Source organism: Acinetobacter sp. WCHA39 (genome assembly GCF_002165385.1).
Taxonomy (GTDB): Bacteria; Pseudomonadota; Gammaproteobacteria; order Pseudomonadales; family Moraxellaceae; genus Acinetobacter.
Map to the genome: position 1 here is coordinate 1 of NZ_NHRP01000008.1, position 13627 is coordinate 13627.

Below are 13627 nucleotides of genomic sequence, written 5' to 3' on the forward strand. Positions count from 1 at the left end.
CATCATATTCGTCGTCAGAAAACAAGTATTATGCCATTATTTCAATGAGTTATCTTTTTTTGTCGTGTACAGAGAAAAATACGTGTAAAATATGCAGCATTTTTTATAAATTAGTTGTAGGTGGGCGAAGTATGTCGAATTCGGCGATTACCCCTTGGGTTATTGGCAATTGGAAAATGAATCCAATGCATGCGAGTGCTTTCCAATTAATAGAAGAATTTAAGCAGTTACTACAACAGGACAATATTTCTCCTGAGCAATGTCATATTGGTGTAGCGCCCGTGACGATTGCCTTGAGTGGTGTTCATGCTCAGTTAAAAGATGCAAATAGAGCCATTTATACTGTGGCTCAGGATCTTTCTCGTGTGGCAGGTACTGGTGCTTACACAGGTGAGGTAAGTGCGGAGCTGTTAAAAGATAGCCAGATTGAATATGTGTTGATTGGACACTCTGAGCGCCGTGAATTGTTTGGTGACAACGTCAATATTTTAAAAGCAAAACTGCAAAATGCATTAAATGCAGGTTTGACGGTGATCTATTGCGTTGGCGAAAGCTTAGAGCAGCGTGAGCAAGGTGCTGCTGAGCAAGTAGTATTACAGCAAATTTGTGATATTGCATCCGTCGTTAAAGCTGAACAATGGCAAAATATTGTGATAGCGTATGAGCCGATTTGGGCAATTGGAACAGGGAAGACAGCTTCACCTGCGGATGCGCAAATGATGCATGCAAAAATACGTGAAGGCTTAAAACAAATTACATCATTCGGTACAAACATGGCTATATTGTATGGCGGTAGTGTTAAAGCCGAGAATGCTGTTGAGTTGGCCGCATGTCCTGATATTAATGGCGCTTTGGTTGGAGGTGCATCACTCAATGCACAATCTTTTTATCAAATTGCAAAAGCATTTGCTCAAAGCAAATAATAGGAAGTAGAAATGTATAGTTTTATACTCGTTGTACATATCATTTTAGCAATTATGATTATTGGATTGGTTTTAGTGCAACAAGGTAAGGGTGCTGAGGCAGGAGCGTCGTTTGGTGGCGGTGGTGCTGCTACGGTATTTGGTGCCTCGGGAGCGGGTAACTTTTTAACTCGTTTAACTGCAATTTTTACAGCCTTGTTTTTTGCTACGAGTTTAACTTTGGCTGTTTTTGCAAAAAAACAAACAGCTGATGCGTATAGCTTAAAATCTGCTCAAACCGCGACCTCTGCACCAGTAACATCGCCTGAAACTTCATCAAACGCACCTAAAACAACTCAATAAGTTGAATTAGCACTTTCCTTTTTATATTTAAAGGAATAGAATGCGTCCCACAAAGCTGCGGTGGTGGTGGAATTGGTAGACACGCTACCTTGAGGTGGTAGTGCTTTCGGGCGTGGGGGTTCAAGTCCCCCCTTCCGCACCAAGCTTAATAACCAGTAAGTTTGGTGTATGCAGTGATGTTGTTGATGCGGGATGGAGCAGTCTGGTAGCTCGTCGGGCTCATAACCCGAAGGTCGTTGGTTCAAATCCAGCTCCCGCTACCATTTGATTAAGGTGCAACTTAATCAAGCAAATACAAAAAACTTGAATTGACTTTTTTTTTATATTTGTATATAATTTTGCACGTTGATGCGGGATGGAGCAGTCTGGTAGCTCGTCGGGCTCATAACCCGAAGGTCGTTGGTTCAAATCCAGCTCCCGCTACCAAGTTTCTAAAAGAGGCTCACAATAAGGTGGGCCTTTTTGCACAGTGGACTTCGGTTTTCTGTGTAACATAGGGGCGATTTACGCCCTTTTTTATTGGTTGTTTAGCTATCGTGTAGTGTTCGACATCAATTGGTCAAATAGTCGTGCTTCACTATACGGTTAAGATTGATTGGCTCGCATGAGAGCGACGAGAGTAAATGAAATTATCAAATAAATCTCAAGCATTGCATGATCTAATCGCGCCAGCAGTAGCTGCGTGTGGTGTAGATCTATGGGGGATTGAATTCCTACCACAAGGTAAACGTTCTTTATTACGTATTTATATTGATAAAGTAGTTGATGAGAATGTTGAACCTATCTTAAATGAAGATGGCGAAGTTGAACAAGGGCGTGGTATTGGCGTTCAAGATTGTGTTTTAGTAACACAACAAGTGGGTGCAATGCTTGATGTTCATGATCCAATTTCAGGTGAATATGCTTTAGAAGTCTCTTCACCAGGCTGGGATCGTCCATTTTTCCAACTCAATCAATTGCCTGCTTATATTGGGCAACAAGTGGCTTTACGATTAATTGCTGCCGTCGAAAATCGTCGTAAGTTTCAAGCGAAATTACTTTCTGTAGACTTAGAAAATGAAATCATTCAAGTTGAAGTGGAAGGTAAGCATGTGCTTGAAATTGATAGTAATAATATTGATAAAGCAAATTTAATCTATCAAGACTAATATTAACTTAATTTTATAAGAAATCGGTAGGTGACTTATGGGCCGCGAAATTCTTACCGTTGCAGAAACGGTTAGTAATGAAAAAGGTGTGAGTCGTGAGGCGATCTTCCAAGCATTAGAGCAAGCACTTGTTGCAGCAACGAAGAAAAAGTTTTACGAAGGAACACATTCAGAAGAAGCACAGCTTCGTATTGAAATTGATCGTAAAACAGGTGATTATCGCACTTTCCGTCAGTGGACAGTTGTGGCGGATGAAGATCATGAAATGCCAGCTTGCCAAGATGCAATCTCAGATGTTGATCCATCAAAATGGTCAATCGGTGATGTGCGTGAGCTAGAAGTTGAGTCAATTGAATTTGGTCGTATTGCTGCTCAAATTGCGAAACAAGTCATTGTACAAAAGATTCGTGAAGCTGAGCGTGCTTTGGTTGCCGATGCCTATGAATCTAAAGTGGGTGAGTTGATTTACGGCGAAGTCAAAAAACAAACCAAAGATGGTTTCATCATTGATCTAGGTGATAACGCTGAAGCTTACTTGGCGCGTGAAGAAACCATTCATAAAGAAATTTTGCGTCCTAAGCAACGTATCAATGCCATTTTATACAGCGTAAACCGCGAAGGTCGTGGCGCGCAATTATTATTATCTCGTGCTCGTCCTGAGATGTTAATTGCATTGATGAAAAAAGAAATTCCAGAAATTTCTGAAGAAATCATCGAAATTAAAGCAGCTGCTCGTCAACCAGGTGTTCGTGCTAAAATTGCAGTGAAAACCAATGACCATCGTATTGACCCTGTAGGTGCATGTATTGGTATGCGTGGCACACGTATTCAAGCAGTACAACAAGAGTTGAATGGTGAGCGTATTGATGTCGTGGTGTGGTCAGATGATCCAGCACAATATATTGCAAGTGCATTAGAGCCAGCTGATGTATCAGGTATTGTACTAGATGAAGATGCACGTAGTGCAGATATTATCTTCGCAACCAATGATCAGTTAGCACGTGCAATTGGTTCGCAAGGGCAAAATGTTCGTTTAGCATCGGAATTGACGGGTTATAAACTCGACATGATGTTAGAAGAAGAGTATCGTGCTCGTCAGCAAAATGAAGCACAACAGTATTTAGATATGTTTGTTACACGTCTCGATATTGAAGAAGATTTAGCAATGGCATTGGTGGAAATGGGCTTTACTTCATTAGAAGAGATTGCTTATGTTCCAGCTGAAACATTTGATGAAATTGAACTAGATGCAGATTTAGTTGAATTGCTTCAAAGCCGTGCTAAAGAGGCTGCTTTAACTGATGCACTGAAACAGCAAGAAAATATTCAAGAGCCAAGCGCAGAACTTCTCGGTATGGATGGTATGACCACTGAGATTGCTTATGCATTGGCGGCGCGTGGTGTGATTACAATTGATGATTTGGCTGATCAAGCGACTGATGATATTTCGGATATCGAAGGTTTAGGTCATGACAAAGCAGGTCAATTGATCATGAAAGCACGTGAATCATGGTTTAACTAGGAGATAATAGATGACGGACAAGTCGATTCAAGAGTTAGCGCTCAGCGTAGAACGTCCTGTAGAGAAACTCCTAGAGCAGGTTCGCGAAGCAGGTCTACCACAGCGTAAAGCAGATGACATTATTACCACTGAACAGCAGGATACTTTGGTTAATCACCTGAAAAAAGTACATGGTCAAGGCAGTGGTAACACAGGAAAAATTGCGTTGAAACGTACAACAACCCATACAGCCAAAGTCACCAGTACTTCGGGTAAAGCAAAAAGTATCAATGTTGAGGTGCGTAAAAAGCAGGTTTTTGCCAAGCCAAATCCAGAGCAGATCGCCGCAGAAGCCAAAGCACGTGCAGAAGCAGATGCTAAAGTACGCGCAGAGCAAAATGCACGTGATTTAGCTGTTCAAAATGCACGTGATGTAGCTGAACAAAAAGCCAATGCAACGTTAGAAGCAATGCGTGCAGCACATACTTCTGAGAGTGCTTCACAAGCTCCTGCAAAAACCGCAGTTGTGGTGAAGAAACGGGGTAGCGACAAGGTAATTAAAGCACCTGTTGTCAAGCCAACAGAAACACCTGAACAGAAAAAAGCCCGTGAAGCAGAAGCAGCCAAGTTAAAGGCGACTGAAGAAGCTGTACGCCGTAAAGCTGCGGAAGAAGCACAGAAGCGTACACTGGAGCAAATGCGCCAGATGGCTTCAAAATATTCAAGTGATGATGCAACCACAACCATTCGTGTGATTGATGATTCACCTTTAGCCGCTGGACTTGTTGGTCAGGCATATGAAGATTCTTTCAACAAGGAAGACCGTGAAATCAAGCGTGGTGGTGCGACTGCAAATCCACGTGCAAGCAAGAAAGGTGGCCGAGGTGGTGATGCTCAGGCTGAGCAGAGCTTCAGCAAAAGTCATCATAAGCGCGGTTTGAAAACCAGCCAATCCAACAAGCATGGTTTTGAAAAACCTGTGAAAAAACAGGTTTATGATGTTGAGATTGGTGAGAAGATTATCGTTGCCGATCTTGCACAAAAAATGGCGGTTAAGGTTCGTGAAGTCATTAAGACCCTGATGAAAATGGGTGAACTTGTTACTCAAAACCAAGCGATTGATCAAGATACAGCAGTATTGGTAGTTGAAGAATTGGGTCACAATCCAGTTTTAGTTTCTGATACACAAGCAGAAGACAACTTATTGGTTGCAGCTGAAGAAGCTCGTGGCGAACAAACGACTCGTCCACCTGTTGTAACAATCATGGGTCACGTTGACCATGGTAAGACATCGTTACTTGATCGCATTCGTCGTTCTAAAGTGGCGGCAGGCGAAGCGGGTGGTATTACCCAGCATATCGGTGCATACCATGTTGAGACCGAGAAAGGCATTATTACTTTCTTAGATACACCAGGACATGCTGCGTTTACATCAATGCGTGCACGTGGTGCGAAAGCGACTGATATCGTGGTACTTGTTGTTGCTGCTGATGATGGTGTGATGCCACAAACAGCTGAAGCAATTGACCATGCGCGTGCTGCGGGTACACCGATTATTGTTGCTATTAACAAGATGGACAAAGAATCTGCTGATGTCGATCGTGTATTAAATGAATTAGCACATAAAGAAATCGTGCCTGAAGAGTGGGGTGGGGATACACCTATCGCTAAAGTTTCAGCACACTCTGGTGCGGGTATCGATGAGTTACTTGATCTCATCTTGATCCAAGCTGAATTGATGGAGCTTAAAGCTTCAGCAGAAGGCGCGGCGCAAGGTGTGGTGATTGAAGCACGTGTTGACAAAGGTCGTGGTGCGGTAACATCAATTTTGGTACAAAATGGTACATTGAACATTGGTGATTTGGTTCTTGCGGGTTCATCTTATGGTCGTGTACGTGCGATGGTTGATGAAAATGGTCAACGTATCACTTCAGCGGGTCCTTCAATTCCAGTTGAAATTTTAGGTTTACCTGATGCACCAATGGCGGGTGATGAAGTTCTTGTCGTGAATGATGAGAAGAAAGCACGTGAAGTTGCAGATGCTCGTTCTGATCGTGAACGTCATAAGCGTCTAGAGCGTGCCAGTGCAATGCGTCTTGAAAACATCATGGCATCTATGGGTAAAAAAGATATTCCTTATGTGAATGTCGTACTCAAAACAGATGTACGTGGTACTTTAGAAGCATTACATGTTGCGCTTGATGAACTTTCGACAGATGAAGTGAAAGTCCGCATCATTGGTTCTGGTGTTGGTGCAATCACTGAGTCAGATGTGACTTTAGCTGAATCTTCAGAAGCAGTATTATTAGGTTTCAACGTTCGTGCAGATAACACGGCTCGTCAAAAATCTGATCAAGATGGCATCGATATTCGTTATTACAGCGTCATCTATCATTTAATTGATGATGTAAAAGCTGCAATGAGCGGTAAGCTTGCACCTGAACATCGTGAAACGATCTTGGGTGTTGCAGAAGTGCGTGAAGTCTTCCACTCAAGTAAGTTTGGTGCAGCAGCTGGCTGTATGGTACTTGAAGGTACATTGCATCGTAATAAACCGATTCGCGTATTACGTGATGACGTGGTTGTATTCCAAGGTGAACTTGAATCTCTTCGTCGTTATAAAGAAGTGGTTGAAGAAGTTCGTGCTGGTATGGAATGCGGCCTTGCAGTCAAAGGTTATAAAGACATCAAAGTTAAAGACAAGATCGAAGTCTATGATGTTCAATTGATTAAACGGAGTCTTTAATGGCGGGTAGCCAACGCTTAAAGCGCATGGCGGATTCAGTACAACGTGAGTTGTCTGAGCTGATCCGTCAAGAGCTTAAAGATCCTCGCTTAGGTGGTCTAGTGACCATCTCTGCGGTGAAAGTCAGTGCAGACATGGGTTATGCTGAAGTTTATGTCACTGTGATGGGACGTGAACTTGGTGATGAGCAAAGTGAAGTCGCAAATAAAGAAACTTTAGATGTATTGAATAAAGCTTCTGGTTTCTTGCGTCATGAATTGAGCCGTCGTATCAAGACACGTATTACGCCAAGATTGCGTTTCCATTACGATAAAACGAATGCCTATGGTAACTATATGTTTGGTTTGATCGCGGAAGCTGTGAAGGATCTGCCTGAACAAGGGCAAGACGATAAAGAATAAGTTCTAAAAGAAAGCCACCTTCGGGTGGCTTTCTTTTGTGCTATAGATCATTGTTTAGATTGATATGATTTTTTTCTATTAAAATTATATCTTTCAGCGAGTTAATTGGTTTAGGCTTTCTAAAAATTAAAAAAATACATTGAGCTCAATAAAAAGACCAACTTAGAGTTGATCTTTCTTTTCTGCATTACGACGATAACGTTGCCACGGTAGCGGACGATTTAAAGCCTCTGGAACATCACCACTAGTTGAACGCAAACGTAAATGAATTGCAGCTTGTGCCATTAAATTTGCTGATACTGGGGCAGTAATAAAGGCAAATAAAGTAATCAATAATTCAGCAAAACCGAAACGACCTTGAGTCGCTCCAAATATCATAGCTGCAATTAAAAAACTCCCCAAGCCTAACGTACTTGATTTAGTCGGTGCATGCAGACGCATAAATAAGTCGGGTAGACGAATCATTCCGATTGAACCTACGAGCATAAAAAATGCACCAAAGATCAAAAAGAATGAAATGATAATCTCAAAAATTATTTGCATAACCACTCTCCTTAATCAATCACATGTCCAGTGGTAAAATAGCGAGCCAGTGCAACAGTTGAAACGAAACCGAGCATCGCCACCAATAGAGCACCTTCAAATACATTGGTACTTGCCCAGTAAATACCTAATACCACAATCAGACATGTTGCATTAAGAAAAAGAGTATCGAGTGCTAACAAGCGATCAACAACAGATGGTCCAATGATCATGCGGATCAGACAAAGAAACATGGAGATCGTGATCGCTACTAAACTAATTGCAAGTGCATAAGGTAAAATGGTCATTTCGCTGCTCCTTCTGCAATCTTTACATCAAAGATTTCGAGCAAAGGTAGCTCATAACGATTTTTGATGTCTTGAATATCTAATTCAACATTATCGGTACTGAGTGCATGAACTAAAATATCTCCTCGTTCTTGATCAATCCCTGCGGATACCGTACCTGGCGTCGTTGTAATGATCATTGCGAGTAGCGTATTTACTTGCTCATGTTCAGTTTCTAATGGCACGCGATACCATTTTGGATGCAACTCATCGATTGGTCCAAGCACCATTTTAGCTACACGAAAGTTGGAAATCACAATATCCCATAGCACCACAAAAAAAAGTTTGATTGCAGGTAACCAATGAATATGGGGTGTACGTGCAATAAAAGGGCTTACCAAACGTGAAACAAAGATACCTAATAGAATTGCAATAAAAATATCTGTGATGTCCAAACTATGCGACAGCATGAGCCAAGTCACAAAAATTAAAAATGACACAAAGGGGTGGGGAAACCAACGATCAAGCAAAGCACGTTTTTGCATTAGTGTTCCTCCATCGGTTTTAATTGTGTGGCATTTGGAATAGTTGGATTTGATAAAGTTTGCTCAGCAATTTGACGTTGTTTATATTCCGAAATATGTTCGCCTTGTAGCATCGGTTTTGAGATAACATCTGGAATTAATACCGCATTATGATCCTCAACCTCACCGCCATATTTAGTTTCAGGCAAATATGCTGCATCAAATGGCTGCACGCTAATGGCACGACCTTGACTATCATGTTTTAGAATCGCTTGTTGATAAAGCGCATGATTTTGAATTTGTTGTGCAGTTGAAGTTGTATAACTTTGAATTGGTGCTGCAAATACAACATAACTCATCAAAGCAATCAGTAATACATAGATTGCTTTGTCATTCCGATGAGGTGCTGTATCAGGTAGTGCTTGATAAGCGTTATATGCTGGTTCTTTAGGATTTTCTTCGGGTGGACTAGCACGCCAAAAAAGGATAAAACCAACACGTGTGAATGCGATAATGCTAAGTAAGCTAACAATCAGAATAACAGCAATAATCCAACCCTGATAAGGCGTTTCAGCGGTAGCCTGTAAGATAAAAACTTTACCTAGAAAACCACTGAAAGGGGGTAAACCCGCCATCATGAGTGCAATGGTAAAATAAGTAAAAGCAGCCGCTTTTTCCTGTTTGATTTTCGGTGCAACTTTTAAATGATCTTTGAATGAACCACGTTGCGCAGTCATCCAACCACAAAACAAATAGAATGCAGCCGCAATTATGGTGCTGTGGACTAAATAATACAATGCTGCTGACCATGCTTGGGTATTCAACATGGCAATAGCGATGAGTAATGTTCCAATCGATGACAACACCATAAAGCCAACAAAACGGCGTAAGCGTTCAGCAGCAATTGCGCCGATTACACCATAGAATGAAGTAATCAAACCAATCATTAATAAGCAGTTTTTGAAAATACTCTGTGCCATTGCATCATCAAAAACAGTACCATTGACACGTAGAATGGCATAAATACCAACTTTGGTCATAATAGTAAAAATTGCAGCAACGGGTGTGCTTGCAACAGCATAGGTTTTTGGTAGCCAAAAGCCGACAGGAAGCATTGCTGCTTTGATCCCAAATACAACAAACAGTAACAAGCCACCCGCGATTGCAAGTTTATGTTGATCGCTGTCTAAGGTTGGGATAAGGCGACTCACATCAGCCATATTTAAACTACCAACGCTGCCGTAGATCATCCCTAAACCAATCAAAAATAGCGCTGATGCGAGTAAGTTAATCGTGACGTAATGTATGCCTAGCTGGAAACGTGGTCGCCCTTGACCATGTAATAGCAATACATAAGATGCCATCAACAGGATTTCAAAAAACACGAATAAGTTAAATAAGTCACCTGTCAGGAATGCACCCGTTATACCCATTAACAAAAAATGGAACATGGTGTGGAAATAGCGCCCACGGGTATCCCAGTTATCACTTGCGTACCAAATGACAGGCACTGCAAGTGCATAAGTCAGCACCAACATGAACGCAGCGAGACGATCGAGAACTAAAACAATTCCAAAAGGAGCAGACCATTCACCAAGTTGATAGACGGTAACTTGACCTGTATTGGCGATCATCAAATAACTGATTGCTGTGATTAAGCCTAGAAGTGCAGAACCTAAGCTAATGCCACGTCGCCAAGGTTGGCGCCAATCCTGTTTTAGAGAACCAGAACCAGGATTGCCTAATAAAAGTAGTAAAAAACTCGTAAATGCTGGAATTAAAATACTTAAAATAGGAGTATGAGCATGCCAAAAATTATTGAAATCAAACATTATGGCTCATCCTCACGTGGGTCATAAGTCACAGTTGCTTCTTCTTTGGAGTCAACATGATCCGTGCCCGATTCATAACGACTGCGTAGTGCAAGCTGTACAATAAAAGCGGTTGTTGCAAAACCAATCACAATCGCAGTGAGTACCAACGCTTGCGGTAACGGATCTGTTACTTTAGTTGTTTCTGTAATGATTGCAGGTGCATTAATTTGAATACGACCGACTGCAAATAAAAATAAATTTACGGCATAACCGATCATGGCCAGACCGAGTACGACAGGAAAGGTTCTGGCACGTAAAATTAAATAGATGCCTGTTGCTGTTAGCAGACCAATTCCCGAAGCGAGCAAAAACTCAATACTAACCATGTTTATTTATCTCCACTTGGAACAGGTCCTGACATACTTGAGTGACGCGAATCCCCTAAGACTGAAATTAGCAGCATTGTCGCGCCAACAACGGTCATATAAACCCCGAGATCAAATGAGACAGCCGAAGCTAAATGCATTTTTCCAAATAATGGTGGTTCTATATAAATATGTGCTGTTGTTAAGAATGGGCGTGTCCAAAACCAAGCTGCAATACCTGTTAAACCTGCAATTGCTAAACCTGAGCCAATCCAAATCTCATATAAACGACCAGATTTTGCTTTGATCAGTTGTTCGGTTCTATCCTGACCTAAAACAATATATTGAATAATCAGCGCCATTGCCGTAATCAGACCTGCAATGAAGCCACCCCCCGGATAGTTATGGCCACGCATAAAAATGTAGATACTGACGACAAGGGCGAGGGGAAGTACCCATGAGGCTGAAATACGTAACATCAATGGTGAAGGGTTAAAACGATAAGATAAACCTTGTGTCATGGTGGTGCCATGTGCACGCATACCATCCATGAGACACAGTGCTCCTATTGCTGCAATACCCAATACTGTAATTTCACCGAAGGTATCAAAACCACGGAAATCAACAAGGATAACATTGACAACGTTTGAACCACCGCCTAATGGGAGGGATTGTTGTAAGAAGAACCATGAGATTGAATTATGTTCTCGCGTTAATATTAGCCATGTAATCCAACCAATACCGATACCACCTGCGATTGCTAAGCTTGCATCTCGCCAACGGCGTGGACGGCTCGATTCGTAAGGGGTCAACTGCGGTAATAGCGATAAGCTCATCAACAATAAAACAGTAGTAACAACGTCAACTGTGATCTGAGTGAGTGCAAGATCTGGTGCAGATAAGGCGACAAACACCATGGTGACGACAAGTCCAACAGCACCACTAATTAAAACAGCTTTAATCCGTTCGTGGTGGAACCACAACATCATCCAACAGCCCGAGAATAATGTGAGCCATAAGACCACAGCAATCCATGGAGCATGGGTAAGCTCACGTGTGCCAGTTGTTAATCCCTGATTGAATAAGGGTAAACCCACCATGATGATGCTAAAGAAAACAATCCAAAGAAGATAACTTTGTAGAGAACCTGTTTCAGTCTTTTGTTTGATTTTTCGACTAGTAAGTAAGAGATGCTTCAGGAATGATTCAAATAAAAGTTTGCCTTGGAATTTACCTAAATAAGGGTCTAAGTCAATTTTACGTAAATGCTGATTTTTAATGAGGCTAAAGTAAAATAAACCACCACCCATTAATGCAACTAGACTCATGATTAAAGGTGCATTAATACCGTGCCAAATCGCTAAATGAACACCCTCAAATTCAGGTTGAGCCAAACTCGCGCGCGTTACACTATTCACCACTGTTCCAGCCAATAGTGCAGGCAGAATGCCGACCAGAATACATAATGTCGCTAATATAATCGCAGGTAAGCGCATTCCGAGAGGTGGTTCGTGTGCATCTTTATTAGGAATGTGTTTACCAAGCCCACCATCAAAGAACACGCCATGTACCAAGCGAATAGAATAAGTAACAGCAAAAATACCGGATAAAGTTGCCACGATCGCTGCAATTATCATTACTGGACCTGATAGGTTTGCCAGTAATTCCGTAAAGAACATCTCTTTGGAAATAAAGCCATTGGTTAGCGGTACACCAGCCATCGAAGCAGCGGTGATCATGGTTAGAGTACCTGTGAACGGAAGGAGTTGCCAGATACCACTGAGCTTACGTAAATCACGTGTTCCTGTTTCATGATCAATAATGCCTGCAATCATGAAAAGAGCAGCTTTGAATGTTGCATGATTAATGATATGAAAGATTGCTGCTGCAACAGCGAGTGGCGAACCGATGCCGAGTAAACAAACAATCAAACCTAAATGGCTGATGGTTGAATAAGCTAAAAGCCCTTTGAGATCTTCTTTAAATATGGCGAAACCCGCTGCCATACATAAAGTGAATAAACCGACGAAAGTTACGATATTGTGGTACAACGCTGCCCCAATAAAGAGTGGCGCTAAGCGGGCTAATAAAAATATACCTGCTTTCACCATCGTTGCTGAATGGAGATAGGCTGAAACAGGCGTAGGTGCTGCCATTGCATTTGGCAACCAAAAGTGAAATGGGAATTGCGCACTTTTGGTAAATGAACCTAGTAAAATGAGCAGTAGAGTGGGAACAAATAATTGATGCTGCTGAATAGACTCTTTCATTAACACCAATTGGTCAATCTGGTAAGTACCTGCCATCTGTCCTAAGAGGACAAAGCCCCCTAGCATTGCCAAACCGCCCATCCCTGTGATCGTGAGTGCCATACGCGCACCACGTTGGGCGGCATCATATTGACTCCAATAGCCCACGAGCAAGAATGAAGAAATACTGGTCATTTCCCAAAATACCAGTAAGATAATCAAATTGTTGGAAAGTGAAATCCCAAGCATCGCTGCCATGAATAGCATGAGCAACTGATACAGTTTACTGAGTGAGTTTTTGGGGCTGAGATAATAATAGGCATAAATATAAATCAGTGTGCCGATCCCACTAATCAGTAAACCGAACAATAATCCTAATGCATCAAGGCGAAAACTAAGATTGATGCCCAGTTGTGGAAGCCATTCCCAACTCTGTTGCAGGGCATTACCCTGTAAAACCGTTTCAGCTTGGCTAAGCAATAAAATAAAACAACTCAGGCTAATGCCAATTGCTCCAATTGCCGTCACACCCCGTGAAATACGTTGCAATTGTGAGACAAGGGTTGTGCCAAGTATGAGAGGTAATAAAATAATAATCGGTAGCACACTGGTATCCATGTCGATGATTTAGGTCGAGAGAGACCTAATGGTGGATTTTCTTCCAAGACTTAAGGCGTTCAAAGAGAAAGCCAAAGTTTCAAGTCTCGAAACCCAATCAAGTTAACGGAAAGAGCAAGTTGTATTGCACAACTTGAAAGTAAAAAATGAATTTTATTTTACTATAAAAAATCAACAAAAATCTGAT

General features: G+C 41.7%; 12 protein-coding genes and 3 tRNA genes. 9 read left to right on the forward strand and 6 right to left on the reverse strand.

What is annotated here, in order from left to right:
• The first annotated feature begins 131 nt into the window (after window positions 1-131).
• The 9 genes from tpiA (at window position 132) to CDG56_RS05625 (ending at window position 7061) form a co-directional block, all read left to right on the forward strand.
• Window positions 132-923, forward strand: coding sequence for a triose-phosphate isomerase (tpiA, locus tag CDG56_RS05585; protein ID WP_087547194.1), 792 nt, complete (start codon window positions 132-134; stop codon window positions 921-923).
• Window positions 924-935: 12 nt separating this feature from the next.
• Window positions 936-1265: a preprotein translocase subunit SecG gene (gene secG / locus CDG56_RS05590; protein ID WP_087547195.1), complete on the forward strand. Its 330-nt coding sequence runs from the start codon at window positions 936-938 to the stop codon at window positions 1263-1265.
• Between the two features lie 57 nt (window positions 1266-1322).
• A tRNA-Leu gene (locus CDG56_RS05595) sits at window positions 1323-1407 on the forward strand.
• 44 nt (window positions 1408-1451) lie between these two features.
• Window positions 1452-1528, forward strand: a tRNA-Met gene (locus tag CDG56_RS05600).
• An 86-nt stretch (window positions 1529-1614) separates the two neighbouring features.
• A tRNA-Met gene (locus CDG56_RS05605) sits at window positions 1615-1691 on the forward strand.
• A 197-nt stretch (window positions 1692-1888) separates the two neighbouring features.
• Window positions 1889-2413 (forward strand): ribosome maturation factor RimP, encoded by a 525-nt coding sequence (gene rimP / locus CDG56_RS05610; protein WP_004659273.1) that lies wholly within the window; start codon window positions 1889-1891, stop codon window positions 2411-2413.
• A gap of 37 nt (window positions 2414-2450) precedes the next feature.
• On the forward strand, window positions 2451-3935 hold the full coding sequence (gene nusA / locus CDG56_RS05615) for a transcription termination factor NusA (protein ID WP_005218583.1): 1485 nt from the start codon (window positions 2451-2453) through the stop codon (window positions 3933-3935).
• Between the two features lie 10 nt (window positions 3936-3945).
• Window positions 3946-6660, forward strand: a complete 2715-nt coding sequence (gene infB, locus CDG56_RS05620) for a translation initiation factor IF-2 (RefSeq protein WP_087547196.1) — start codon at window positions 3946-3948, stop codon at window positions 6658-6660.
• Complete coding sequence (locus tag CDG56_RS05625; protein WP_004659268.1) at window positions 6660-7061, forward strand: ribosome-binding factor A; 402 nt, start codon at window positions 6660-6662, stop codon at window positions 7059-7061. The genes infB and CDG56_RS05625 overlap by 1 nt, the downstream gene beginning before the upstream one ends.
• A gap of 162 nt (window positions 7062-7223) precedes the next feature.
• Here CDG56_RS05625 and CDG56_RS05630 read toward each other — a convergent pair whose 3' ends face one another.
• The 6 genes from CDG56_RS05630 to CDG56_RS05655 are packed head-to-tail and all read right to left on the reverse strand — an operon-like array spanning window position 7224 to window position 13440.
• On the reverse strand, window positions 7224-7604 hold the full coding sequence (locus CDG56_RS05630; protein ID WP_005162917.1) for a Na+/H+ antiporter subunit G: 381 nt from the start codon (window positions 7602-7604) through the stop codon (window positions 7224-7226).
• Window positions 7605-7615: 11 nt separating this feature from the next.
• Window positions 7616-7891 carry a monovalent cation/H+ antiporter subunit F gene (locus CDG56_RS05635; protein WP_004659265.1) on the reverse strand — a complete coding sequence of 92 codons (276 nt, stop codon included), beginning with the start codon at window positions 7889-7891 and terminating at the stop codon, window positions 7616-7618.
• Window positions 7888-8415, reverse strand: coding sequence for a Na+/H+ antiporter subunit E (locus CDG56_RS05640; RefSeq protein ID WP_087547197.1), 528 nt, complete (start codon window positions 8413-8415; stop codon window positions 7888-7890). Before CDG56_RS05640 ends, CDG56_RS05635 begins: the two co-directional genes overlap by 4 nt.
• Window positions 8415-10226 carry a monovalent cation/H+ antiporter subunit D gene (locus tag CDG56_RS05645; protein ID WP_087547198.1) on the reverse strand — a complete coding sequence of 604 codons (1812 nt, stop codon included), beginning with the start codon at window positions 10224-10226 and terminating at the stop codon, window positions 8415-8417. The genes CDG56_RS05640 and CDG56_RS05645 overlap by 1 nt, the downstream gene beginning before the upstream one ends.
• On the reverse strand, window positions 10226-10594 hold the full coding sequence (locus CDG56_RS05650; RefSeq protein ID WP_005218581.1) for a Na+/H+ antiporter subunit C: 369 nt from the start codon (window positions 10592-10594) through the stop codon (window positions 10226-10228). The genes CDG56_RS05645 and CDG56_RS05650 overlap by 1 nt, the downstream gene beginning before the upstream one ends.
• 2 nt (window positions 10595-10596) lie before the next feature.
• Window positions 10597-13440, reverse strand: a complete 2844-nt coding sequence (locus CDG56_RS05655; protein ID WP_087547199.1) for a monovalent cation/H+ antiporter subunit A — start codon at window positions 13438-13440, stop codon at window positions 10597-10599.
• Between the last annotated feature and the right edge of the window lie 187 nt (window positions 13441-13627).